The organism is Ensifer sp. GW821-FHT05G01 (assembly GCF_059419585.1).
The window spans coordinates 230,565-255,803 of sequence record NZ_JBWKSC010000008.1; the positions used below are offsets into that span (position 1 = coordinate 230,565).

At 61.3% G+C, this 25,239-nt stretch carries 21 protein-coding genes and 1 tRNA gene; 13 read left to right on the forward strand and 9 right to left on the reverse strand.

The annotated features are described in order from the left end of the window. Window positions 1–3: 3 nt before the first annotated feature. Window positions 4–258 (reverse strand): YMGG-like glycine zipper-containing protein, encoded by a 255-nt coding sequence (locus AC07UR_RS20695; RefSeq protein WP_173419914.1) that lies wholly within the window; start codon window positions 256–258, stop codon window positions 4–6. Window positions 259–931: 673 nt separating this feature from the next. Here AC07UR_RS20695 and AC07UR_RS20700 point away from each other — a divergent pair. Further along, on the forward strand, window positions 932–1,264 hold the full coding sequence (locus AC07UR_RS20700; protein WP_234942030.1) for a hypothetical protein: 333 nt from the start codon (window positions 932–934) through the stop codon (window positions 1,262–1,264). A gap of 113 nt (window positions 1,265–1,377) precedes the next feature. On the opposite strand, the gene AC07UR_RS20705 is transcribed toward AC07UR_RS20700, so the two are convergent. Further along, window positions 1,378–1,453: transfer RNA gene (locus AC07UR_RS20705), tRNA-Lys, on the reverse strand. Between the two features lie 191 nt (window positions 1,454–1,644). On the opposite strand from AC07UR_RS20705, the gene AC07UR_RS20710 reads away from it, so the two are divergent. Continuing rightward, on the forward strand, window positions 1,645–2,391 hold the full coding sequence (locus tag AC07UR_RS20710; protein ID WP_053247663.1) for a cytochrome c biogenesis CcdA family protein: 747 nt from the start codon (window positions 1,645–1,647) through the stop codon (window positions 2,389–2,391). A 187-nt stretch (window positions 2,392–2,578) separates the two neighbouring features. Continuing rightward, window positions 2,579–3,541, forward strand: a complete 963-nt coding sequence (locus tag AC07UR_RS20715; protein WP_209792354.1) for an AEC family transporter — start codon at window positions 2,579–2,581, stop codon at window positions 3,539–3,541. On the opposite strand, the gene AC07UR_RS20720 is transcribed toward AC07UR_RS20715, so the two are convergent. Further along, on the reverse strand, window positions 3,509–4,720 hold the full coding sequence (locus AC07UR_RS20720; protein ID WP_209792356.1) for a UbiH/UbiF family hydroxylase: 1,212 nt from the start codon (window positions 4,718–4,720) through the stop codon (window positions 3,509–3,511). The genes AC07UR_RS20715 and AC07UR_RS20720 overlap by 33 nt on opposite strands. Window positions 4,721–4,999: 279 nt before the next feature. On the opposite strand from AC07UR_RS20720, the gene pcsA reads away from it, so the two are divergent. From pcsA to AC07UR_RS20760, 8 genes are all read left to right on the forward strand, one after another. Beyond that, window positions 5,000–5,725, forward strand: coding sequence for a phosphatidylcholine synthase (gene pcsA / locus AC07UR_RS20725; RefSeq protein ID WP_209792357.1), 726 nt, complete (start codon window positions 5,000–5,002; stop codon window positions 5,723–5,725). Window positions 5,726–5,735: 10 nt separating this feature from the next. Next, window positions 5,736–6,713, forward strand: a complete 978-nt coding sequence (locus tag AC07UR_RS20730) for a quinone oxidoreductase family protein (RefSeq protein WP_173419918.1) — start codon at window positions 5,736–5,738, stop codon at window positions 6,711–6,713. A 49-nt stretch (window positions 6,714–6,762) separates the two neighbouring features. Beyond that, window positions 6,763–8,337, forward strand: a complete 1,575-nt coding sequence (locus AC07UR_RS20735) for an ABC transporter ATP-binding protein (RefSeq protein WP_209792358.1) — start codon at window positions 6,763–6,765, stop codon at window positions 8,335–8,337. Continuing rightward, the gene (locus AC07UR_RS20740) at window positions 8,327–9,421 is read left to right on the forward strand and encodes an ABC transporter permease (protein ID WP_209792359.1); all 1,095 of its coding nucleotides are present in this window, start codon (window positions 8,327–8,329) and stop codon (window positions 9,419–9,421) included. The genes AC07UR_RS20735 and AC07UR_RS20740 overlap by 11 nt, the downstream gene beginning before the upstream one ends. After that, window positions 9,421–10,341, forward strand: a complete 921-nt coding sequence (locus AC07UR_RS20745) for an ABC transporter permease (protein WP_173419921.1) — start codon at window positions 9,421–9,423, stop codon at window positions 10,339–10,341. The genes AC07UR_RS20740 and AC07UR_RS20745 overlap by 1 nt, the downstream gene beginning before the upstream one ends. Window positions 10,342–10,388: 47 nt before the next feature. Further along, a complete protein-coding gene (locus tag AC07UR_RS20750) occupies window positions 10,389–11,459 on the forward strand; it encodes a BMP family ABC transporter substrate-binding protein (protein ID WP_173419922.1) in 1,071 nt (356 codons plus the stop codon). Between the two features lie 328 nt (window positions 11,460–11,787). Continuing rightward, window positions 11,788–12,534, forward strand: a complete 747-nt coding sequence (locus tag AC07UR_RS20755) for a FadR/GntR family transcriptional regulator (protein WP_173419923.1) — start codon at window positions 11,788–11,790, stop codon at window positions 12,532–12,534. A gap of 175 nt (window positions 12,535–12,709) precedes the next feature. Next, window positions 12,710–14,002, forward strand: a complete 1,293-nt coding sequence (locus tag AC07UR_RS20760; protein ID WP_173419924.1) for a hemolysin family protein — start codon at window positions 12,710–12,712, stop codon at window positions 14,000–14,002. A gap of 340 nt (window positions 14,003–14,342) precedes the next feature. Here the strand turns inward: AC07UR_RS20760 and AC07UR_RS20765 are convergent, their stop codons facing one another. Genes AC07UR_RS20765 through AC07UR_RS20785 form a run of 5 tightly spaced genes read right to left on the reverse strand, consistent with a single transcriptional unit; the run spans window position 14,343 to window position 19,804 of the window. Continuing rightward, window positions 14,343–15,554, reverse strand: coding sequence for a molybdopterin molybdotransferase MoeA (locus tag AC07UR_RS20765; RefSeq protein WP_209792360.1), 1,212 nt, complete (start codon window positions 15,552–15,554; stop codon window positions 14,343–14,345). A 6-nt stretch (window positions 15,555–15,560) separates the two neighbouring features. Beyond that, entirely contained in the window at window positions 15,561–16,049 is a 489-nt protein-coding gene (gene moaC, locus AC07UR_RS20770; protein WP_209792361.1) for a cyclic pyranopterin monophosphate synthase MoaC, read from the reverse strand. Next, a complete protein-coding gene (gene trpC, locus AC07UR_RS20775; protein WP_209792364.1) occupies window positions 16,049–16,864 on the reverse strand; it encodes an indole-3-glycerol phosphate synthase TrpC in 816 nt (271 codons plus the stop codon). The genes moaC and trpC overlap by 1 nt, the downstream gene beginning before the upstream one ends. A gap of 14 nt (window positions 16,865–16,878) precedes the next feature. Next, window positions 16,879–17,892, reverse strand: a complete 1,014-nt coding sequence (trpD, locus tag AC07UR_RS20780) for an anthranilate phosphoribosyltransferase (RefSeq protein WP_209792366.1) — start codon at window positions 17,890–17,892, stop codon at window positions 16,879–16,881. Window positions 17,893–17,911: 19 nt separating this feature from the next. Then, complete coding sequence (locus tag AC07UR_RS20785; protein WP_209792368.1) at window positions 17,912–19,804, reverse strand: peptidylprolyl isomerase; 1,893 nt, start codon at window positions 19,802–19,804, stop codon at window positions 17,912–17,914. 375 nt (window positions 19,805–20,179) lie between these two features. Between AC07UR_RS20785 and AC07UR_RS20790 the strand changes: the two genes are divergently transcribed. Further along, complete coding sequence (locus tag AC07UR_RS20790; protein ID WP_209792371.1) at window positions 20,180–21,826, forward strand: Na/Pi cotransporter family protein; 1,647 nt, start codon at window positions 20,180–20,182, stop codon at window positions 21,824–21,826. A 3-nt stretch (window positions 21,827–21,829) separates the two neighbouring features. On the opposite strand, the gene AC07UR_RS20795 is transcribed toward AC07UR_RS20790, so the two are convergent. After that, window positions 21,830–23,602 (reverse strand): hypothetical protein, encoded by a 1,773-nt coding sequence (locus AC07UR_RS20795; protein WP_209792372.1) that lies wholly within the window; start codon window positions 23,600–23,602, stop codon window positions 21,830–21,832. A gap of 205 nt (window positions 23,603–23,807) precedes the next feature. Between AC07UR_RS20795 and glmU the strand changes: the two genes are divergently transcribed. Next, window positions 23,808–25,178 (forward strand): bifunctional UDP-N-acetylglucosamine diphosphorylase/glucosamine-1-phosphate N-acetyltransferase GlmU, encoded by a 1,371-nt coding sequence (glmU, locus tag AC07UR_RS20800; RefSeq protein ID WP_209792374.1) that lies wholly within the window; start codon window positions 23,808–23,810, stop codon window positions 25,176–25,178. Window positions 25,179–25,239: the final 61 nt, after the last annotated feature.

Here is a 25,239-nt window from a genome sequence, read left to right on the forward strand (position 1 = left end):
CTGTCATTGGCAGCGGGCTTCGTACCGGCGGCCATAGCGATCACGATAGATACAATAGCCTTGGCGGTCCTGGGAACGCCCAATCAGGTTACCCATGAGCCCCCCGGCCACAGCGCCGATAGCCGCACCGCCCCAGCTGTCGCTGACGACACCCCCGATAAGGGCGCCGGTACCCGCGCCGATTACGGTCCCTTTCTCTGTCTGAGTGCAGGACGCGAGGGTCGCAATCATTCCAACTGCAATGATAAGGTTTTTCATGCTTTCATCCCTTTGCTCGATGTTAATCTGGACTATCTCGATGGGAGTCTTTGCATTCACGCTACGTAACGCAGCATCTACGTAATGCGCGTAATTGTCGATAGTGGCGATTCGTGAAGGGATTCGGCGCGCTGATTGGCCTCTCATCCGGGCAACCCGGCGGCGTTAGGCTTCGTTTCGCGATCGGCGTTCCGAGCGTTTCTCTGCTTCGTTCAGAGCCGTGCCCGTTTCTTGGATCGCATCCAGAGTAGCGGTGTTCATGGTAGCCCGCAAAGAACGACGACAGTAACCGCTGGCACGCATGCCGATGACGAAAGTGCCCCGCTGGTGGCGGATTGCGGGCGACTTGGTATGTCGCAGCCGTAAGCCATTGGCTCGAAGTGGAGACATCAATGCTCCGCCGAGCCGGGCGGGTGGTGATGTTCACAGACGTTAGTGCCCGCTACTGAATTATCCCCGTATAGCGTTGCTTGCCACCACCGCAGCCGCCCGGCTGCCGGACACCACCGGATCAACGCGCTCACCCCGACGGCTCCGCTGGCGCCAGACCCATCGTTCCGTCCGCCCGAGGGGCTTTTTTGACACGCGCAGCCGTTTGAAAGCAGTGCACTGTCGTTCATCGGCAGTTCAGGGTGATTAGCTCAATGTGATAACCAGTTAGGAGGAGTTTGCTATGAAAAAGCTCTTATCCGCCCTCGCAGCGATCAGCTTGGCTGCGTCTTTCGCGTTACCGCTAAGCGCCGCTCCGATTTTCGTGCCGAAACCTGTAGAAGTGCAGGCCATCACTACCGCCGAACAGGTCAACCACTGGCGAAACCGCCATTGGCGGGCTGACCGTCGGTGGGATCGCCGCTGGGATAGGCGGCACGCCTGGCGTTCCTGCGGCTACTACGGCAGGTGTTACCCACGCTATTACGGGTACAACGGCTACCGTGACGGTTATGGTTACCGTGACCGATACCGTTACCACCGGCGTTCGGGTGTGACCATCTACTTCAATTTCTAGCAGGATGCGCTGCCGCGCCAAGCGGACGCTGGATTTGCTACGGATCGATACGAAACGTGCAGCAATTACTCAAAGCGCACAGGTCTGGAAGTGGCGTCAAAGAAAGAGAAAAATGGTGAGCGCGCAGGGATTCGAACCCTGGACCTACTGATTAAAAGTCAGTTGCTCTACCGGCTGAGCTACGCGCTCCCTAGCCGCGGCCGTGAAGCCCGGCGGAAGTGGGCGGACATATGCACTTGAGCTTCCCGCCGGTCAACCCAAAAATTTCGGCTTTCGTGAAGAAATGGTGCATGGCGCAATGATCGCCAAAAGGTGATTGGTATCATCGGGATCATGCGGCTATGGAATGGCCCAAATACCGCATGCCGGAGTTCTTGCCGTTGTCGATTGCCGATATTTCGATCTGGACCGCCATTCTCGCTGGTGCCCTGTCCTTCCTTTCGCCCTGTGTTCTGCCGCTTGTGCCGCCCTATCTCTGCTATATGGCGGGTGTTTCGGTCGATCAGTTTCGAAGCGGTGAGGCGGTTTCGGCGCGCAGCACAAGGCGCGCCGTTTTGCCGGCGGCCCTTCTGTTCACGCTCGGTTTTGCGACCGTGTTTGTGTCGCTCGGTGCCGGTGCATCCTCGATCGGCCTGCTCTTGCGCCAGCACATGGATCTCCTGTCGCGCATCGGCGGCGTGGTGATCATCATCATGGGTCTGCATTTCCTCGGCGTGTTCAAGATCGGCCTGCTTGCACGTGAGGCGCGGTTCCAAGGTGGAGGCAAGCCGGCGACGCTGTCGGGCGCCTATATCATGGGCCTTGCCTTCGCCTTTGGCTGGACGCCTTGCATCGGCCCGGTGCTTGGAACGATCCTCGGGGTTGCGGCAGCACGCGACACGGTCACGGACGGCGCCATGCTCCTGGCCGTCTATTCGCTCGGACTTGCAATCCCGTTCTGGATTGCAGCCGGTTTCTCCGGTGCGTTCATGCGCTTTCTCCTGCGGTTCCGCCGCCATCTCGGCCTCGTCGAAAAGCTGATGGGCGCGCTTCTGGTGCTGGCGGGCCTGGCCTTCCTCTTCGGCTTCATCAGTTCCGTCGCCATCTGGTTCCAACAGACCTTCCCGATTCTGATGAAGATCGGCTAAGTCGACCGAGGACAGGGGCGCGTTCGCCGATTGCGGCTCAACCTATTGGAATCGATCGGGTTGATGCTATTGGGTTGAACAGGCCCAATTGAACGACAGCGCGAACTTTGCGACTAACCGACGACTGGGCGTCGGGTGGGGTTCTGTTCCCGCTCAGCGGATCGCATGCGCATGGTCGGGGAGTGGCATGACGGAAATTGCTGGCCTGGTACTGCCATTCTTCGGGCTGATTTTTCTCGGTTATCTGACCGCCCGCTTTGTCGAGCATCCGGGCGAGGCGATGGGATGGTTGAACACCTTCATCATCTACCTCGCTTTGCCGGCGCTGTTCTTCAAGCTGGTGTCGCGAACACCGATCGAACAGCTGACGCGCGCCGATTTCATCCTGACGAGTGTCGGGGCGACCTACGTCGTCTTTTCGCTGATCTTCATCGTCGGCCTGTACGCGCGGCGCAACACCGTGGGCGAGGCTACCATCCAGGGCTTTGCCGCCGCATATGGCAATATCGGTTACATGGGGCCTGGGCTTGCCTTGCTGGCACTGGGCGACGCCGCGGCGGTGCCGGTGGCGCTGATCTTCTGCTTTGAGAATGCTGCGCATTTTACCGTGGCGCCAGCGATGATGGCGCTGTCAGGCGGGCGAAAGGAAAAGCCTGTGGTGCTGGCCTTCGGTATCGCCCGCAAGATCATCCTGCACCCATTCATCTTGTCGACCCTTGCCGGAGTGGTCGCTGCCTTCTTTGCCGTCCAGCCGCCGTTGCCGGTGCAACGCCTGATCGACTATCTGGCGCAGGCGGCAGCCCCTTGTGCCCTGTTTGCCATGGGTGTGACGCTGGCGCTGCGGCCGATCAAACGCATCCCGGTCGAGATCGGGTACATCGTGCCGGCCAAGTTGATCCTGCACCCGCTCCTGGTGTTTACGGCGCTCAGCCTGACAGGCAACTATGATCCTGTCTGGGTGCAGACGGCTGTGTTGCTCGCCGCCTTGCCGACCGCGACGAACGTCTTTGTCATCGGACACCAATATGGCGTCTGGCAGGAGCGTGCCTCGGCGACGATCCTGATCACCACGCTGCTTTCGGTCGCAACAGTGACCGGGCTGCTCTACCTGATCCGCTCAGGCGCTCTTCCGGCCGATCTTTTCCCGTAATCCGTCCTTCAGCGCGTGGAACGCGCTGCCGGGGTGCACGCCTTCACGCATCAAAAGGCTGCGTAGCGGTCCCGCGGCAGAGAGAATGTGCAGGCCGACGGCGCGCAGCGCCTGAACCGGCAGAAAACTCGACAGAAGCGATCGGTTCAGGAGATCGACGCTTGCCGTGCGGCTGACGATGTCCGGGCGGCGACGGCTGTCGAATCGGTCGCCGATATCACCTTGCAGATTGTCGTCCGCTTTTGCGCCGATCAGATCGACGAGCGTCATTGCATCGCGAAGACTCAAGTTGAGGCCCTGGGCGCCGATTGGCGGGAACGCGTGCGCAGCTTCGCCGACGAGCGCGACCCGGCCCTTGCCGAAGCGATGAGCGCTCATGCCGGAGAGCGGGAAGGACTGCGGGGCAGCCTCGACGGTGACCTTGCCGAGGATCGACTGCATCCGATCTTCGACGGCACGCGACAATGTCGCGAGGTCGAGCGCCAGCGTGGCAGCCGCATCTTCGGGTTTGCGCACCCACACGAGGCTCGAGTGATTGCCGGGCAGGGGCACCTGGGTGAAGGGGCCGCTCTCGGTGTGAAATTCGGTCGACGTGTCCTGGTGGGGAAGCTCGTGCGCAAAGTTGAGGACGACGGCGGTTTGCGGATAGGACCAGGTGCTGACAGCGATCTTGGCCGCTTCGCGCACAGGCGAACGGCGACCATCGGCGCCGACGAGCAGATCGGCCGTGATATCGCGTCCGTCATCCAGCGAAATCCGCGCCTTGTCGTCGGAGAGGTCGAAATCGACCGCCGACATCGTCAGGCGGTCGAGCGTTGCTGTTTCGGAGGCGCGCTGGCGCAGGATATCGAGGAAGGGGGCATTCGGAATGTTGTAGCCGAAAGCCGCAAGTCCAACTTCCGAGGCGCGGAAGTTCACGGTCGGCGCCCGCAGCAGGCGGTTGGTGCCGTCAAGAATGCGCATCGTCGACAGCGGCGCCGTCACCGGCTGAACCTTGTCCCAGAGGTTCAGTTTTTTCAGATATTCGATCGACTGGTCCATCAGTGCGGTCGTCCGTCCGTCGGACGATGCCGGTTCCGGCCCGATCAGCGCAACGCGGTAGCCCGCCTCGGCAAGCGCGATCGCTGCCAAGGAGCCCGCCAGACCGGCGCCGACGACGGCAATGTCGTAATGATCCATGATGGAAAGAACCCCTTCGCTCGCGCCATCAAGCGCCTGCTGCTTTCAGTTCGATCTTACTTCTAGTCTTCGGCAAGTGCGAAATAAATGGGTTGAATCAGCGCAGAAGCAATTTGAAAATGTCCACAGATCAATCTCAGTCGGACAAAGTCTTGCTTGAATTTTGCTGGCGATGCGTTGCAAAGGGTGCATATTACGCGCAATGCGCCGCCAAAGCGGTTGGGGTGGGGTTACAGCCCCGTCTGGCGAAGTGCACAAGGGGATAGGCGGCGTCCGCAGATGAAGTTTTTCAACTACAAAAGAGTCCCCTACGCCGAGATCCGCGCCTTCTCCGTGCACATATTGACCGCTTCCGGGTCTTTCCTTGCTTTTCTCGGTGTCGTTGCGGCGGCTGAACACCGCTTCGTCGACATGTTCTGGTGGCTGGGTCTGGCCCTACTGGTCGATGGCATCGACGGCCCGATCGCCCGCAAGGTCAGGGTCAAGGAAGTGCTGCCCAACTGGTCGGGCGACACGCTCGACAACGTCATCGACTATGTGACTTACGTGCTCTTGCCGGCTTTTGCGCTCTATCAGAGCGGCATGATCGGCGAGCCGTGGTCCTTCGTGGCAGCCGGTGCGATCGTCGTCTCGAGCGCGATCTATTACGCTGACATGGGCATGAAGACCGACGAGTACTTCTTCTCGGGCTTTCCCGTCGTCTGGAACATGGTGGTCTTTACGCTGTTCGTCATCCAGGCCAGCGAACTGACCGCATCGATCGTCGTCTTCGTGTCGGTGGTACTGACCTTCCTGCCGATCAACTTCCTGCACCCGGTGCGCGTTCAACGGCTGCGGGTGCTCAACCTCGGCGTCTTTTTCGTCTGGTCGGCGCTCAGCATGTACGCGCTGCTTCTGCATTTCGTGACGCCGGCCTGGGTGGTGACCGGTGTTCTAGCAACAGGCATCTATCTCTACGTGATTGGTTTCGTCCTGCAGATTTTCCCCAGGCTCGGCCGGACCTAGGAGCTCTTCGATGGCACAGGCAATTGTCGTACGCGAACTCGGCGGACCCGAGGTCCTGAAGCTGGAGGGTGTTACGCTCTCGCCGCCGGGGCCGGGCGAAGTGCAGATCCGCCAGGTTGCTGTCGGCTTGAATTTCATCGACGTCTATTTCCGAACCGGTCTCTACAAATCCGCCTCGGGCCTGCCTTTCGTTCCGGGCAAGGAAGGGGCCGGGATCGTCACAGCCGTCGGCGATGGCGTCAGCCTCTTTGGCATTGGCGACCGGGTGGCCTATGCTTCGTCGGACGGTGCCTATGCCAGCGAACGCAACGTCGAAGCCTCGCAACTGGTCAAGGTTCCCGACGACATATCGCTCGAGACGGCAGCGGCGATGATGCTGAAGGGCATGACCGCGCAGTACCTGCTCAACCAGACATTCAAGGTCGGCCCGGAAACGACGCTGCTTTTCCATGCGGCCGCCGGCGGCGTCGGCTTGATTGCCGGCCAGTGGGCAAAAGCCCTCGGCGCAACCGTCATTGGTACTGCAGGATCGCAGGACAAGATCGATCTGGCGCTTGCCCATGGTTACGACCATGTCATCAACTATCGCACGGACGATTTCGTCGCCCGGGTGAAGGAATTGACCGACGGCAGGGGTGTCGATGTCGTTTATGATTCGGTCGGGAAGGACACCTATCCTGCCTCGCTCGATTGCCTGAAATCGCGCGGCCTCTGGGTGAGCTTCGGCAACTCGTCCGGTCCGGTCGATGCCTTCAGCATCGGCATCTTGGCGCAGAAGGGGTCGCTGTTTGCGACGCGTCCGACACTCTTCGGTTATGTGTCGACGCGGCCTGCGCTTGAAGCGTGTGCAAATTCCCTCTTTGATATTGTGCAAAGCAACAAAGTGCGTATCAATATAAATCAGACTTATCCGCTTGCCGACGCCGGTCGCGCGCATACGGATCTTGAGACAAGAAAAACGAGCGGAACAACACTGCTGATTCCTTGATCGAAGCCTTAAGGCGGACGGGAATCGACAGAGGGGAAAAGAGGGCAGCGTGCCTGTTGAGGGAGCAACTGCGAACGGTCCATTGTTGACTGTGAGCAACCTGACGAAATTGTTTGGCTCATTTGCGGCCTGCAATGACATCAACCTGCAGATAGACCAGGGCGAAATCCACGCCCTTCTCGGCGAAAACGGTGCCGGGAAATCGACGTTGGTGAAGATGCTGTTCGGCGTCCTCGCACCGACGGCGGGCGAGATCGTGTGGCAGGGGCGCAACGTGCGCATCGCCAGCCCGGCTGCGGCGCGCAAGCTCGGCATCGGCATGGTTTTCCAGCATTTTTCGCTGTTCGAGGCGCTGACCGTCGCCGAAAACATCGCGTTGTCGATGGACGGCAACGTTTCGCTCGCCAAGGTCGCCGAAGAAGCGTCGCGCCTGTCGCACGCCTATGGCCTGCCGCTTGATCCGAAGGCGCATGTGGCCGATCTCTCCGTCGGCGAGCGCCAGCGTATCGAGATCGTCCGTGCGCTCTTGCAGAACCCGCGCCTCATCATCCTCGACGAGCCCACATCGGTGCTGACGCCACAGGAAGCCGACCGGCTGTTCGAGACGTTGAATAAGCTCAAGGCGGAAGGACGTTCGGTTCTCTATATCAGCCATCGGCTCGAGGAAGTGCAGCGCATCTGCGATCGCGCCACGGTGCTTCGCCACGGCAAAGTCACAGGCGCCTGCGACCCCAGGGTCGAAACGCCGGCGTCGCTGGCACGCATGATGGTGGGAAGCGACGTCGCGGCGGTGACTGCCGAGGGCACCAGCACCAAGGGCGACGTGCAGCTGGAGGCGCGGCATCTGTCCGTTTCCGCACGCACTCCGTTCGCCGTCTCCCTAAAGAACATCTGTCTCAAGGTGCGCGCCGGCGAAGTGCTGGCGATTGCCGGGGTGGCAGGCAACGGCCAGGGCGAGCTTTTCGATGCGCTTTCCGGTGAATATCCGGTTGCCGATGACGCGGCCGTGCAGATCAGGCAAAAGCCGGTCGGCACCAGAAACATCAACGCGCGACGACTGATGGGCGCCGGCTTTGTTCCCGAAGAACGCCACGGCCACGCTGCGGTATCGGCCATGCCGCTTTCGGACAATCTCGTGCTGGCCAGAAGCCGCTCAGATGCCAAGGCATTTCTCGGCGGCGGATTCCTCAACGTCATCCGCCGAGACGCGGTCGCCACGGCGACCAGACGCATCTCTGAGGCGATGGACGTGCGCAAGAGCGGGGAAGACCCGCCGGCGGGATCGCTTTCGGGCGGCAACCTGCAGAAATTCATCGTCGGTCGAGAACTCGACCGTCAGCCGGCCGTCCTGGTCGTCAATCAGCCGACCTGGGGCGTCGACGCGGGTGCTGCAAGCCGTATCCGGCAAGCGCTTGTCGATCTCGCCAAGGCCGGGTCCGCGGTGCTGGTGATCAGCCAGGACCTCGACGAGATCTTCGAAGTGGCGACCGAAATCGCGGTGATCAGCGAGGGGCGGCTGTCCGATCCCTATCCGGCGCGCGAGCTTTCTCGCGAAAAGATCGGCCTGCTGATGGGCGGCATGTACGGCAAGACCGAAGGTACGGGGGCAGTGCATGCGCATTGAACTGGAAAAGCGCGCCAAGATATCGACGCTGTTCTCGATTCTCTCTCCCTTCATCGCCTTCCTGCTGATGATCGTCTTCGGCGGCATCATGTTTGCTCTGCTCGGCAAGAACCCGGTCACGGCGCTCTACAGCTTTTTCGTCGAGCCCCTGAGCGAGGTCTGGTCGCTGCATGAGCTGGCGATCAAGGCTGCACCGCTGATCCTGATCGCCGTCGGCCTTTCCGTCTGTTTCCGGTCGAACAACTGGAACATCGGCGCCGAAGGGCAGTTCATCATGGGGGCGATCGCCGGCTCGATCCTGCCAGTGGTATTTTATGATTGGCAGTCGCCGCTGGTGCTGCCTCTGATGATGCTGATGGGCATGCTCGGCGGTGCGTTGTTTGCTGCCATTCCCGCCTTCCTCAAGGCGCACATGAACACCAACGAGATCCTGACGAGCCTCATGCTGGTCTACGTCGCCCAGCTGTTTCTCGATTGGCTCGTGCGCGGCCCCTGGCGAAATCCGGGCGGGATGAATTTTCCGGAGACGCGCACCTTTGCCGCCGATGCAATCCTGCCGGAAATGATCGCATCGGGGCGCACCCACTGGGGCTTTGCATTCGCCATCATAGCGGCGATCCTCGTCTGGTTCATGATGCGCTACACGCTGAAGGGCTTCGAGATTTCGGTTCTCGGACAGTCCGAACGTGCAGGGCGCTTTGCCGGCTTCTCGTCGCGGCGGATGATCTGGTTCTCGATGCTGCTGTCGGGCGCGCTTGCCGGTCTTGCCGGTATTTCGGAGGTCAGTGGCGCGATCCAGCAGCTGCGGCCGGTGATTTCGCCCGGCTATGGCTTCACGGCGATCATCGTGGCGTTTCTCGGCCGGCTCAATCCGCTCGGCATCATCGCTGCCGGTCTGGTGCTGGCGCTGACCTATCTCGGCGGCGAGGCGGCACAGCTGTCGCTCGGCGTGTCCGACAAGGTGACGCGCGTCTTCCAGGGCCTGCTCCTGTTCTTCGTGCTCTCCTGCGACACGCTCATTCATTATCGCATCCGGCTGGTCTGGTACCGGTTTACTGCGTCAGATCTGGACGGGAGCCGCTGATGGGGATCGTCGAAGCCATATTGCTGAGCGTCATCACTGCCGCGACACCGCTTGTCCTTGCCGCTTTGGGTGAGCTCGTGACGGAACGTTCCGGCGTGCTCAATCTCGGTGTCGAGGGTATGATGGTCATGGGCGCCGTCTGCGCCTTTGCTGCCACCCAGATCACCGGGTCGCCTTACCTGGGCATTCTGGCGGGCATCGTCTGCGGCGCCGTGTTCTCGCAGCTCTTTGCATTCCTGACCCTGACGTTGGTTGCCAACCAGGTGGCAACCGGCCTGGCGCTGACGCTGCTTGGTCTTGGCGTCTCCGGCATGCTCGGCGAGGGCTTTCTCGGCATGCAGGGGATCAAATTGCAGCCGATCGCCATTCCGCTGCTGTCGGATATCCCCGTTATCGGGCCGTTGCTGTTCCGGCAGGATATCATTTTCTATCTGTCCATCGCTTTGGTAGCGGGTGTTCACTGGTTCCTGTTCAAAAGCCGCGCGGGTCTGAAGCTGCGCGCAGTCGGCGACAGCCACGCGTCGGCCCATGCCCTTGGCGTCAACGTCATCAGGACGCGCTATCTCGCGGTGATGTTCGGCGGCGCCTGCGCAGGCTTGGCCGGTGCTCAGCTATCATTGGTCTACACCCCGCAATGGGTGGAGAACATGTCTGCCGGGCGCGGCTGGATCGCGCTTGCGCTGGTGGTGTTTTCGTCCTGGCGCCCGTGGCGCCTCGTCGCCGGTGGTTATCTGTTCGGCGCCGTATCCATCAGCCAGCTGCACGCGCAGGCCTTCGGCCTCGGCATACCCTCGCAGCTCCTGTCGTCGCTTCCCTACCTCGCGACGATCATCGTCCTCATTCTCATTTCACATAACCGGCGCACGACCTTGATCAATACGCCGGCATCGCTCGGTAAGCCGTTTGTGCCAGATCGGTGACATAACAATCCAGACGGACGTTTCTCAAACCGACAGAGGTCAAGAAAATGAAAAAACTACTGCTCGCTCTCGCAAGTACCGCTGCTGTCATCGGCTTTGCCAGTGCCGCTGCCGCCCAGGAAAAGGCCAAGGTCTGCTTCGTCTATGTCGGTTCCAAGACCGATGGCGGCTGGACGCAGGCCCACGATATCGGCCGTCTGGAGCTGGAAAAGGCGCTCGGTGACAAGATCGAGACGCAGTTCCTTGAAAGCGTTCCGGAAGGCCCGGATGCCGAGCGCGCCATCGAGCGCCTGGCTCGCTCCGGCTGCGGCCTGATCTTCACGACGTCCTTCGGTTTCATGGACGCGACGATCAAGATCGCCCAGAAGTTCCCGGACGTGAAGTTCGAACATGCCACCGGCTACAAGACTGCGCCGAACGTGGCGACCTACAACAGCCGCTTTTATGAAGGCCGCTACATCCAGGGCGTGATCGCAGCCAAGATGTCTGAAAAGGGCGTCGCCGGCTACATCGCCTCGTTCCCGATCCCGGAAGTGGTGATGGGCATCAATTCCTTCGTTATCGGCGCGCGTTCGATCAACCCGGACTTCAAGATCAAGGTTGTATGGGCCAACACTTGGTTCGACCCGGGCAAGGAAGCCGATGCCGCCAAGGCGCTGGTTGACCAGGGCGTCGACATCCTGACGCAGCACACCGACACGACCGCTCCGATGCAGGTTGCCGCAGAGCGCGGCATCAAGGCTTTCGGCCAGGCATCGGACATGATCGCCGCCGGCCCGAAGACCCAGTTGACCGCGATCGTCGACACCTGGGGCGCCTACTACATCAAGCGCACCCAGGCCTTCCTCGACGGCAAGTGGGAAACCACGTCGAGCTGGGACGGCCTGAAGGACGGCATCCTGACGATGGCGCCCTACACCAACATGCCTGACGACGTGAAGAAGCTGGCCGAGGATACGGAAGCCAAGATCAAGTCGGGCGAGCTGAAGCCGTTCACCGGCCCGCTGAAGAAGCAGGATGGCAGCGAGTGGCTGGCAGCAGGCGCGTCGTCGGATGACGGTACGCTGCTCGGCATGAACTTCTACGTCGAAGGCGTTGACGACCAGCTGCCGAAGTGAGCTTGGCTGAAGAGATTGGCTAATATGCAAACCCCGCCGCTACGGCGGGGTTTGTCGTTCTAGACGGGTGCTCGTGACGCCACGGCGGCTCGTTTGCAACTGTGAAATGGTGTTGTTCTCCTCGCGGAAGTCGTTGCAATCAATGGTCGTGCGCGCCGGTTTCGACACTAGTGCAGCATGGCCGTATTTCGTGTAATGCTCTGAGGAATCGGTTGATCACTTCGACGTTCGCCTGTCCCGTTCGTGGGGAGAGGGGTTCGGTGGCAAACCGCATGTTGAGGCGCCGCAATCGGCGCTGTCAGGCAAGGGAGTGCCTGGAGGAGGTGGGTTGAACAGGAGTTTGCTGGAGACGGTCCTTTCCGGGACGCGGAAGCGCACCAGTCATGCGCATGTGGTCGACCAGCTCGGCAAGGCGATCGTTTCAGGCGAGTTCCCGATCGGGTCGATCTTGCCTGGCGATCCGGAACTGGCGGCGCGTTTCAAGGTGTCGCGCACGGTTCTTCGCGAAGCGATGAAGACGCTTGCTGCCAAAGGCTTGGTGGTTCCGCGCGCCCGCATCGGCACGCGCGTCACGCCGAGAAACGACTGGAACCTGTTCGACAACGATATCCTGACTTGGCATTTCGAATGCGGCGTGGATGAGGCTTTCCTTCACCACCTGAGCGAAGTGCGCCTGGCCTTCGAGCCGCATGCGGCCGCGCTTGCGGCAAGGAACGCGTCGGATGCCGAGATCAGCCGGATGATGCGTCTCGCAGTCGCCATGGGCGAAGCCGGCCACACGGCCGAGAGTCTCGCCTATGCCGACCTGAAGTTCCATCTGTCGATTGCCGAGGCTTCGGGAAATCCGTTCATGCGCACGGTCGGCGGACTGATCGAGGCGGCGCTGGTCGGCATTTTTAAGCTGAGTTCCCCGGTCGAGGAAAAGGGCGGCGTCGACGAAGTCGCCCGCAATCACATCCGGATCGTCGAGGAGATCGGCCGTCGCGACGAGGCAGGCGCGCGCGCCGCGATGGAAAATGTCATCAAGATCGGGCGCGAGCGGGTGCGCGGCGCCCTTCGCTCGGGCGAACGTTAAGCCAGCTTCTCCAAAGTTTCCCATTTTGGGCAGGTATTTCCTCGCGAAATACGGGTGAAGTGCATTTGGTGACACGGATTTCGAGACTTGCGCTTGCCCGGATCGCCCGCTGGCCTTATTTGGTGAACGGTCGCTCTCGATTGGGCGACTTTTCGTCAACGGTGACTTGGAGACCATGTCCGAATTTTTTGTCATTTTCGTCCTGCTTTTGATCAACGCATTTTTTGCTCTCTCGGAAATGGCAATCGTCTCGGCAAGCAAGCCCTTGCTTCGCCAGATGGCAAAACAGGGAAATCTCCGCGCCGAAGCGGCATTGAAGCTGGCGGAAGACCCCGGCAAGTTTCTTTCCACCGTCCAGGTGGGCATCACATTGGTTGGCACGCTCGCCGGCGCCTACGGTGGCGCGACCATCGCAGCCAAGTTCGCGCCGTTCTTCGACAGCATCGCCTGGATCAACCCCTACGGCCATCCGGTGGCCGTCGCGATCGTGGTCACGCTCATCACGTTCCTCTCCGTCGTTATCGGTGAGTTGATCCCCAAGCAGCTGGCACTGAAGAATTCGGAGGGCTTCGCGATGTTCGTCGCCCGGCCGATGACGCTTCTGTCACGCATCGTCGCACCGATCGTCTATCTCTTCGAAACCTCGGCAGCGCTGATGATGCGCCTGCTCGGCATCCGTCCGGATGATCCGGACCATGTGACCGAAGAGGAAGTTCACGCGATCATGGCGGAAGGCGTAGAGAGCGGCGCGATCGAAAAGTCGGAGCACGAGATGCTCCGCCGTATCATCCGTCTCGGCGACCGCAACGTGAAGTCGATCATGACGCATCGCACCGAGATGAGCTTCATCGACATCAACGACAGCCTGGAGACCATTGGCGAGAAGATCCGCCAGTATGGCCACTCCCGTTATCCCGTTGTTGATGGACCAAGCGGCGACGTTATTGGTGCCGTTCTGGCGAAGGAAATCTTGAATGCGCCGACATCTGTTCCGCTCGATGTTCGCAAATATGTGCGCGAGATCCACACACTGCCGGAAACCGCGTCCTGCCTGAAGGCGCTCGATGCCTTCAAGTCGTCAAGCATCAACATGGCTATGATCGTCGACGAATACGGCAGCACCGAAGGCATCATCACCATCGCCGATATTCTCGAGGCGATCGTCGGTGTGCTGCCGTCGAACTATGACGATCTCGAGCACGCCCTGATCCGCCAGCGCGAGGATGGGACCTACCTTGTCGATGGACGAACGCCGATCGATGAAATCCATCTGACCATCGGCATCGAAGGCATCGATGCCGATGGAAACTTCGAAACGATCGCGGGCTTTCTGGTTCAGCAGCTGCGCAAGACGCCCGAAGAGGGCGATATCGCGATTGCCCATGGATATCGTTTCGAAGTGATCGATATGGATTCCCGCCGTATCGATAAGATCCTCGTCAGCCGCTGCGAGAACACCGCTGCCTGACGTCCTGATGAGGACGCGGCGCCCCTCCTGGGCGTCGCGGACCGGCCGCTGGCCAAAGGCGCTTTGACAGACGCAGTCGTCGTTCGGGAAAAGCGGATAGCTTAGAAAAGCAAAAGGTCGGGCAATACCCGACCTTTCCCTCAAATCATCACGGCGCCTGCTAGTACATCCGTAGTCATTCGCCTCAAGCGATGATTGAATAATTGCGTTATTAAAGGGTTGCTGTGTCGGGCATATGACAATGCCACCGCAAATATTCTTTGTGTCCGATGCGCTGCAATGGATGCGATGTCCGGCGCCTCGAGTGCGCGCAACATGTCGCGCGACCGCGCATACGGGGCTATCTGAGCTGGAGGACCTGGCAGCGCGAGCCCACCGGCGCCTCTTCGGCGTTCGGCGCGCGAACGATCAGGCAATCGGACTGTGCGAACACCTTCATCATCGACGAATCCTGCCGCTGGAAGGGATGGGCCAAAAGGGAACCGTGCGCATCTTTCGAAAGCCGCGCACGCACATAGTCCTGGCGCTTGTCGTTGGCAGGCAAGGGCGAGGCGAGGCGCGCGGTGGTAAGACGGTCGCGCGCCGCCAGGCTCGCCAGCTTTCGGATCAGGGGCTCGAGAAATAGGAGCGCGCAAACGAGGCTGGAGACGGGATTGCCCGGCAGGCCGAGTACCGCCATGCCGCCGAGCTGGCCGACCATCAGGGGCTTTCCGGGCCTCATGGCAATGCGCCAAAAATCGAGCGTCATCCCGTTTGCAAGCAATGTCGACTGCACGAGGTCATGATCGCCGACCGAGGCGCCGCCAAGGGTGACGAGTACGTCGGCTCGCGCGAGACTTGCCTGCTCTACGGCCGCTGAAATCGCCCGGCTGTTGTCCGGGACGATACCCAGGTCGAGGACATCGGCTCCATTGTCGCGCGCAATGGCGGCAACACCAAAGGTATTGGAGGCTATGATCTGATCGGCGCCAGGTATGCTACCGGGTGTCAGCAACTCGTCACCGGTGGCAAGGATCGCGATCAAAGGCTTCTTGAAGACCGGCAAGGTCGCATGGTTCATGCCGGCGGCGACAGTCAGTCGGCCGGCATCCAGCACGTCGCCCGCATGCAACACCGTCTCGCCGGCTGTAAAATCCTGGCCGGACAGCCTGATATGCCGCCCCTTGCCGGGTGCAAACGAGGTGCGAATTCTGCTATCCGCAAGCTGCTCGGTGTCTTCCTGGATAATGACGGTATCGGCGCCCGCAGGAAGCGGCGCTCCGGTAAAAATGCGAACGGCTTGCCCGGCGTTTACTTCGCCACCGAAGCCATGGCCTGCAGCGGATTGGCCGATGACGCCGAGTTCGGCGCCGACGGTGCTGACATCGTCGTGGCGCACGGCATAACCATCCATCGCGGAATTGTCGAAGGCGGGGTGGGTCACGCGCGCAGCGACATCCTGCGCCAGGACACGACCGAGGCCGTCATGCAGGCCGATCTCTTCGATCGCCTGCCGCGGGCTGGCGCTGCCGAGGATCCTGTCAAGCGCATCTTCGACGGAAAGCAGCGACATCGTCCGTCAGTCTCCTCGACGCTGGTAATCGCCCGACCGTCCGCCGGATTTGCTCACAAGCTGGATGCCACCGATTTCCATCTCCCGGTCGGCAGCCTTCGCCATGTCGTAGATGGTCAGGCAGGCGATGCTGACGGCGGTCAGCGCCTCCATCTCGACGCCGGTCTTGCCGGTCAGCTTGGCAAGTGCCTCGACCCGCAAGCCCGGTAGGGCCGGGTCGGGCACAATGTCCACTGACACCTTGGTCAGCATCAGCGGGTGGCAGAGCGGAATGAGACTGGACGTCTGCTTGGCGGCCATGATGCCGGCCAGCCGCGCCGTGCCGATGACATCGCCCTTTTTGGCATCACCCTCTAGGATCAGCGCAAGCGTCTCGGGGCGCATGCGCACGTGGCCCTCGGCAGTGGCGGTGCGGACTGTCTCGGCCTTGTCGCCGACGTCGACCATGTTCGCTTCGCCGCTGCTGTCGAGGTGTGTGAGCGTGGTCTTGCTCATCATTCCGCCGCCAGGACGCTTTCGGAGCCGGTCAGGAGTGCGCGTGTTGCTGTCTCGACATCGCTCTTGCGCATCAGGCTTTCGCCAACCAGGAATGTGGTGATGCCACTCAATTCCAGTCGCTTGCAATCGTCATGGGTAAAGATGCCGCTTTCGCCGACGAGCAGCCGATCGGACGGAACCATGGATGCCAATTGCTCTGATACTGCGAGGTCGACGTCGAATGTTCTCAGATTGCGATTGTTGATGCCGACCAGCGGCGAGGCAAGCTTGAGCGCCCGCTCCATCTCTTCGGCGTCGTGCACTTCGATGAGGACATCCATCCCGAGAGAAAAGGCAGAATCCTCCAGGCGGCGGGCGTCGTCGTCGCTCAGCGAAGCCATGATGAGCAAAATGCAATCCGCACCCCAGGCGCGGGCTTCCAGCACCTGGTAGGTGTCGAACATGAAGTCCTTGCGCAACGCTGGAAGGGCGCAGGCTGCACGCGCAGCCTCAAGGAATGCCGGAGCCCCCTGGAAGCTCGGTCCGTCGGTCAGCACAGAAAGACAGGCTGCGCCGCCAGCCTCATAGGCCTTCGCCAGGGCCGGCGGATCGAAATCAGGGCGGATCAGGCCTTTCGACGGGCTCGCCTTCTTGATTTCCGCGATCAGGCCGAATCGGCCCTCATTTTGGCGTGCGGACAATGCCGCATGGAACCCGCGCGGAGCGGACTGTTCGGCGATGCGGGCCTTCAGGTCCTCGATCGAGGTTTGCGATTTGGCCGCGGCGATCTCGTCGCGCTTATAGGCTTCGATCTTGCGCAGGATATCGGTCATGTTGCTTTCCTATCTCACGCAGCGTTCGAAACGCTGATCAGGCGCTGCAGCGCCGCTTTGGCGCCACCGCTTGCAAGCGATTGGCGGGCGAGCGTCATGCCTTCACTAAGATTTGTAGCCTTGCCGGCAATCATCAGCGATGCGGCCGCATTGGCAAGCGAAATGTCCCTGTAGGCGTTTTCAGCACCATCGAGCACAGCCTGGAGCGCAACGGCGTTATGCGCGCCGTCGCCGCCCTTCAAGGCGTCGAGAGTGACCGTCTGCAGGCCGAAATCGCCCGGCGTGAGGTTGAAGGTGCTGATCTTGCCATTCTCGAGAGCTGCGACCTGCGTCGTGCCGGTGGTGGTGATCTCGTCGAGACCTTCGCCATGCACGACCCAGACATTTTCGGATCCGAGGTCGCGAAGCACCTCCGCCAGTGGCTGGACCCACTGCGGCCCGTAGACGCCGACGAGCTGCCGCTTGACGCCGGCGGGATTGGAGAGCGGTCCGAGCAGGTTGAAGATCGTGCGGGTTCCGAGCTCGACGCGCGTCGGGCCGACATGACGCATGGCGGAATGATGCTGTTGGGCAAACATGAATCCGACGCCAGCTTCGCGGATGCAGCGTGAAATCGCTTCCGGGCCGATATCGAGCTTGACGCCGAGGCAGGACAGCGCGTCGGCCGTACCGGACTTGGAGCTCAGCGCGCGATTGCCATGCTTGGCGACCGGGACGCCCGCACCCGCGACGATCAGCGAGGCCAAGGTCGAGATATTGTAGGTGCCGGCGCCGTCGCCGCCAGTGCCGACGATATCGACGGCATTGGCCGGAGCATCGACCGGCAACATGCGGGCGCGCATGGCGGCAACCGCGCCGACGATTTCATCCACGGTTTCACCGCGGACGCGCAGTGCCATAAGGAAGCCGCCAATCTGCGATGGCGTCGCCGCACCCGACATGATGATCTCGAAAGCCGCTCGTGCGTCTTCGCGGTTGAGTGCCTCGCCGGCGGCGACTTTGGCGACAAACGGTTTCAGATCACTCATCGGTTGTTTTCCTTGCCGCTTATCTCTGTGCCAAAGCCGTTTCGGCAAGCGTCTGATTGATCGAAACACCGTAGGCCGACTGCAGCGTCGAGACCATCTGGTCGAGAATGTCGTCGCCGCTGGCGCGGGCCATGGCCTGGATCTGGCGGCTGTCGTCCTCGAGCGCGTCGGTTGGGCCGTTGTTCTCGATCGAGGTGACACGCAACAGGATCTGACCGTCGCCACCGATACCGGCGGCGTTGGCAACGTGACCATCCGGACCGCTGAAGGCGGCAGCAACGGCGGCCGGGCTCAGGGCCGCGTCCGACGTCGACCGGGTCAATCCGGCCTTCGTTTCGACGGCAAGACCCAGTTCCGTCGCGATATCGGCGAGCGTCGCGCCCTTTTCGATGCGCTGCCTCAGCTCCGTGGCCTTGGTTGCGAGAGCCGTGCGCTGCTGTTCTGCTGTCCAGTCCGCTGCCACTTCGTCACGTGCTTCGTCGAGCGTGCGATCCCGTGCCGGAACCACTTCGTCGAGGTCGAACCAGACGTAGCCGTCACGGCCGATGTTCACCGGCAGCGTCTCGTCGCCCATCTGGGCCTTGAAGACTTCCTGCAGCAGAGCGTTCGGCTCGGGCAGACCAGCGACATCATCGCCGTTCATGTCCTTGCCGGTTGCGTCGATGCCATCAATGGTCGCAACCTTCAACTTGAGGGTCTCAGCCAGATCCTTGAGCGAGGCGCCGGAAGCGCGCTCGTCCTCGATCTTGTCGTGAAGGCCGACAATTTCGCCCTGCGCGTTTGCCAGCGCAATTTCCTTACGCAGTTCTTCCTTCACTTCATCGAAGCTGCGCACCGTTTCCGGACGGATGTTCGTCACGCGCAGGATCACGGGGCCGAAGGCGCCATCGACGACCGGCGAGGTGCCACCATTGGCGGCGATCGCAAAGGCGGCTTCGCCGATCTTGGCGTCCGGAACATTTGCAGGGGTGAACTCGCCGAGCAGAACGTCGGCCGGCGTCTTGCCTTCGGCCTTCACAAGGTCGTCGAAGGATGTGCCAGCCGTGAGTTTGGCTGCTGCAGCGTCCGCTGCCTCACGCGAGGGGAAGGCGAGCTGTTCGATCGTACGCAACGCTTCGGTGCGGAAGTTGTCCTTGCGCTTGTCGTAGTCGGCGCGGACGTCCGCATCGACGACGGTCGTCACGTCGGCAAGATCTTCGGGCGCCAGCTTCAGGTAGGTGACCTTGCGGTATTCCGGCGCACGGTAGTTCGCCTTGCGGCTGTCATACCAGGGGGCAAGAACGTCATCGCCCGGCGCCTTTACCGGGTCGATGTTGGCGTTCGACAGCAGGACGTAGTCGATCGTGCGCTTTTCGTGACGGTAGGACGCGATCGCGTCGCTCAGCACCTTCGGTGCGATATAGCCGTCGGACAGGGCATCGACGATCTGCGAGCGCACGGCAACCTGGCTGCGGTTGTTGATGTAGTCCTGCTCGCGAAGGCCGGCGTTGCGCAGAACGCTGGAGAACGTCATGCGATCGAACTGGCCGTTGACGCTGTGGAAGGCCGGATCTTCGGCGATGAGCTTGGCCAGCCGGTCTTCCGAAAGTCCGAGGTTCATGTCGCCGGCGAGCTGGTCGAGGGCTGCACCCGCGACGAGCTGGGAATAGACCTGCTGCTCGATGCCGAAAGCCTTTGCCTGCTGCGGCGTCAGGCGGGTGCCGAGCTGCCGGGAAACGAGTGCGAGCTGCCGCTCGTAGGCAAGCCGGAAGTCCGGCGCCTTGACCTTGACGTCACCGACGACGACCACGGCATCCGACTGGTTCGCGATCATCGATGTCGATGCGCCCCACACCATGAATGACAGCACGAGAATGACGAGCAGGCCTTTGACGACCCAGGTCTGGGCGGCTTTTCTCAGGAATTCGAGCATGGGGGCAGAAACCTCGTTGCAGTGCGGTGGCTGTTGGCCAAACGAGTTCGTTCCTTAAAACAAACGAAACAGGAAATGAAGGGCGCAATGGCGCAAATTGCGCGCCACCCGCAGATCACGGCAATTCAAGTGATTCGTCGGGACTTCGGGCCCATCGGCAGCCGGGAGGCCCGGGCGAACTCTTTGCGATGCCGATCGCTATCGATGCGACGGCGCTAATGACAAAATTGGCGTCGGATTTATTAGCCGGCAACAGAAATTTGGCCGTCATACTGAGGAATTCGCCGTCGCTGGATTGAGATCGAAAACACTTCGGAACTATGGTTGTGTGTATCAGGCGGGGCGATTCATGCGGCCTCCGTGGAAAGACATGCCATGCAATCGACAATCGTTATGGTCAATCTGTTTGGGGCGGTGGCGCTGCTGCTGTTCGGCCTTTCCCTGGTCAAGGAAGGGGTCACGCGCGCCTTCGGGGCGAAGCTGCGGGCCGGCCTTGCTCGGGGCACGAGCGGGCCGACGCGGTCGTTCCTGACGGGGCTGTTCGCCACCCTTGCCCTGCAGAGTTCGACTGCGACGGCCTTGATGACCGCGTCCTTTGTGGAAAAGGGGCTGATCCGCTCACGCATGGCACAGATCGTCCTGCTCGGCGCCAATGTCGGCACGGCCGTTACAGCATGGATCGTGGCGATGGGTATCGAATGGCTGTCGCCGATGATCATTCTGGTCGGTGTGGTGCTGCATCGCGTCAGCCGGTCAAACGCACGACAGGGCCTCGGTGCGGCTTTCGTCGGCATTGGCCTGATGTTGCTGTCGCTGCATCTGCTTGGCCTTGCGACCGAGCCGATGCGCGAATCGGCGGCGCTGGCCGCATTCCTCGGCATGCTCGACAGTGCCTGGCCGGTGGCCTTGATCATATCGGCGGGCCTTGCCTTTGCGTCTTCATCCAGCCTCGCGGTGGTGATGCTGGTGCTCTCGCTTTCCACAGCAGGCGTTCTCTCCGTCGGGCTGACGGTGGCGCTGGTGCTCGGTGCCAATCTCGGCGGCGCGATCCCGCCTGTTATGGCGACACTGTCTTCGGCGCCGCCGGCCCGACGCGTGACGCTCGGCAACCTGGTGGTTCGCGGCATCGGCTGCCTGATCGCGCTGCCTCTGACCGGCGTCAGCGTCGAGTTTCTCCAAAGCTTGCCTTTGCCGAAGCAGAACCTGCCAGTGGACATCCATCTGGCGTTCAATCTTGCCGTCGCCGTCCTTGCCTGGCCGTTTGCCGGCCTCCTGTCGCGGCTGATGGCCCGCTTCATTCCCGACAGCGAGACCGACGAAACCGGTCCGCGCTATCTCGACGAGAACGTTCTGCACACACCGGTCATGGCCCTTTCGGGCGCCACGCGCGAAGTGCTGCGTGTCGGCGACCTGATCGAGATGATGCTGATCCGCGCCCAGACGGCCTTCAACAACAACGAACTCTCCGAGATCCGCGATGTCGGCAAGTTCGAGAAGCAGGTCGATCTGCTGCAGCAGGAAGTGAAGATCTTCCTGTCACGCCTAGGTCGTGATGGCCTGAGCCCGGAAGATGGGCGCCGCTCGATCGTGATCATCGACTATGCGATCAACCTCGAGCACATGGGCGACATCATCGAGAAGGGGTTGTGCGAACAGATCGGCAAAAAGGTCAACAACGGCCTGAAATTCTCCGAGGACGGCTATCAGGAGCTCAAAAGTCTCTTCAACCTGACGATCGACAATCTGCGCGTCGCCCAGACAATTTTCGTCACCCGCAACGCCGATCTCGCCCGGCAATTGATCGAGGTGAAAGTCAATGTTCGGCATATGGAAAAGCGATCAGCCGAACGTCATATCGAGCGGTTGCGCGACGGACGGCTCGAAAGCCTGCAGACCAGTTCGCTGCATCTCGACATGCTGCGCGACTTGAAGCGCATCAACGCCCACATCGCCTCCGTCGCCTATCCGATCCTTGAGGAGAATGGGCTCCTGACAGAGAGCAGATTGCGACCGCCGGCGTGATCGTCAAGAACCGGTGGCCGCTGCGCCGGAGCTGCCGGCGTTAAGGCCGTTCCGCACGAACGCGTCGTAACATGGCGTGAGCTTGATGCGTGTGTGGCCGGCCTCGAGGCTTGGCAGGTAAAGCGCCAGGAGCGTCCTGTTGACATTCGTCGTCGGGCAGGTTGGCACGAGGGCGATGTCGACGGCGGCGACCGCGATGCGGACGTCTTGATCCGGCTCCGGGATCGCGCGGAATGGATCTGCGCCGATGGCGACATGCTTCGGCGCGTGGCGATCCATCAGCCAGGGAAACGGATTGGCGAAGTCGATGTTGAAGATCGTGTCGAAGCGAACGCCATTGGCATCCTCATAGGCGCGCAATGCATCGATCGCATTGTCGACATTCGTCAGCCAGCCCGCTTGAAAGTCGAAGTCGCTATAGAACAGGAATGACGGCAACTCGCCTTGATCTGCCAGGGCTTTGAAGGCGCCCGGTTCGGTGATGTAGGTGTTGCGCATTCGCTCGGCTCGCGCGGCGACGATCGGGCGGACGTTGACGGCCCCCATGGTTTTCAGGTTGCGGCTTTCGATCCTGATATTGTTGGCGGCGCCGACCCAGGCGCGTGCACTCTTCTGGACGACGACAGTCATCGGTGGCAGTGCCGCAGCGATGGCGAGCAGCCAAACCGCGATCGTCAGCCGTTTGCCTTTGCCCTTCGTGGCGTAGTCGAGAGCGATCCGGAGAAGCAGCGGGTAGAGGAAGATGAAGGCCTGGCTGCCGGTGTTCTGGCTTTCGAACAGGATGCCTGCCACGACAAAGGTGCCAAGCCAGAAGAAATCCTGATCGAAAACCCTGCCGAGGGCGGCGATCGAAGGCCGTCGGTACGCATCCTCCAACAACGAGACGAAAGTAGGCCGGTCGGCAAAGAACAGGGTCAGGCAGAGAACGCTTGCCGGCACCAACAGACCGGCATTCAGCGATACGGCCTGTAGCAGGCGCGTGAGAAGGATCCCGTCATTAACGTCGAGCAACGCCAGAATGTCGCCGACATAGGCCGATACTGCGCCGATGGACAGTTCGATAACGGCAAGGATGCCAAAGAAGATCAGAGCTGCCACGACCGCTGAGCGCAGGCTGAGCCGTCCGGCGGCAAACGCCATCAGGCATAGAATGACGCCGGCGACGGCTCCGGTGACCTTTACAAAGAAAAGCGCGATCATCGCGCCGGCTGCAACTGCGATGAGGATGCGTGGGTTGCGGACGTAGATGAGCGCTGCGGCCAACACATAGAGCAATTGGCAGACCTGGCGGTTGTAGATGCCAAACCCATCCGAACCCGGATAGGGGTAGAAGTCGCCGGTGTTGAACGGGAGTACGGAAAAGAGAAGGAACGGCAACAGTATGGCGTAGGCCAGCGTTCGTGAACGCTTCTGGAGGTCGAACGTGACAAGGCCGATCAACGGCCCGGTGACGACGAGGAGGCACCAGCTGGCCAGCAACAGGGGGTGGCCGCTCGGGAAGGCAGACTGCAAGGCGGCAAAGAGATAGTAACCCAGTGCACCAACCGGCGCGAAGAAGTCGACCGATGGGATCTGGCCGTCGCCAAGCCGGTTGGCGGCGTCGAGATAGAGATAGTGATCCCAGAACATTGGCCCTATCGGCTGCGGGATCGTGACCGTCAGAAGCAACGAGAGCAGGACGAGCGCCAGAGCGAGTGCCGCGAGTGGCGAGCAAACGGCGGCTAGAATGCTATTGGCCGGCTTTGCCGCTGCGTCGAGATCGGTGCTGGCATGCATTGCGGCTTCTCTCCCCGGGGGAGCGATGCACGCGCATGGGTTGTCGAGGCAGGCTCCGCTTCTCCTTATGCCATCATCGGGTTTTAAGCGGGTTAACGTGACGTGATTGTGCGAGTTATGCTTCCCGCAATATGTTGCTGATAAACGAGGGTCGAATCGGGCGACCCGTTTGGCCCTTCAAGAAAAAGACCAAGGAGATCATTGGATGGAACGGAGTTGCCTGGCGATTGTACTGGCTGCGGGTGAAAGCACGCGGATGAAGTCGTCGATGTCGAAGGTGCTGCATCCGGTGGCCGGTCGGCCGATGATCGCCCATGTGGTTGCGGCGCTTTCGAGTGCCGCGATCTCCGACGTGGCTCTCGTAGTCGGTCGTGACGCCGATGCCGTTTCGAGCGCCGCCGCGATCGGTGGCGTATCGATCGCCTCGTTCCTCCAGAAGGAGCGCCTCGGCACGGGACACGCGGTTCTGGCGGCGCGCGAAGCGATCGCGAGGGGATATGATGACATCCTGGTCATCTTCGGCGATACGCCGCTGATCACGCCCGGGCCTCTCAAGGCAGCGCGCGATGGCCTGGCCGCCGGCAACGATGTGGTCGTTATCGGTTTTGAGGCTGCCGACCCTTCCGGTTATGGCCGGCTGATCGTGGAAGATGGCGCGCTGATCGCGATCCGTGAGCACAAGGATGCAACCGAGGAAGAGCGCCGCATCACCTATTGCAACGGCGGGCTTATGGCGATCGATGGTCGCAAGGCGATCGATTTGCTCGACCGCATCGGCAACGACAACGTCAAGGGCGAATACTACCTGACCGACCTGGTTGAAATCGTGCGGGCGATCGGCGGTCGCGCCATTGCGGTCGAGGCGCCGGAAGAAGAGCTGACCGGCTGCAACACTCGCGCCGAACTCGCCTTTATCGAGCGGCTCTGGCAGGAGCGCCGCCGTCACGAGCTGATGCTATCAGGCGTGTCGATGATTGCGCCGGAGACCGTTTTCCTTGCCTGGGACACAGAGCTGCAACAGGACGTGCTGATCGAGCCGAACGTCGTCTTCGGCCCGGGCGTTCGGGTCGAGAGTGGCGCCATCATCCATGCGTTCTCGCATCTGGAGGGAGCGACCGTGCGCTCTGGCGCGACGGTCGGACCCTATGCGCGGCTGCGGCCCGGCGCCGACCTTGGCGAGAAGTCGAAGGTCGGTAATTTCTGCGAAGTCAAGAAGGCGGAAATCGGGGCCGGTGCCAAGGTCAATCACTTGACCTATATCGGCGATGCCTTCGTCGGTGCCGGATCCAACATTGGTGCCGGCACGATCACCTGCAACTATGATGGTGTGAACAAGCACGAGACCCGCATCGGCGAGAATGCCTTCGTCGGCTCGAATTCCTCGCTGGTGGCGCCGGTGACGATTGGCGATGGCGCATTGGTCGCCTCCGGCAGCGTCATCACCGAGGATGTGCCGGCCGATGCCGTTGCCTTCGGCCGCGCGCGCCAGGAGATCAAGCCGGGCAGGGCGCGTGTCTTGCGCGAGCGCTACGAAGCAGTGAAGGCCGCCAAAAAGGCGGCCAAGGCTGCTGGATAGAGGCCGCGTTAAATACTGAAACCGAAAGTGAAATCGGGGCGGATTGCCTCGCCCGGCAAAT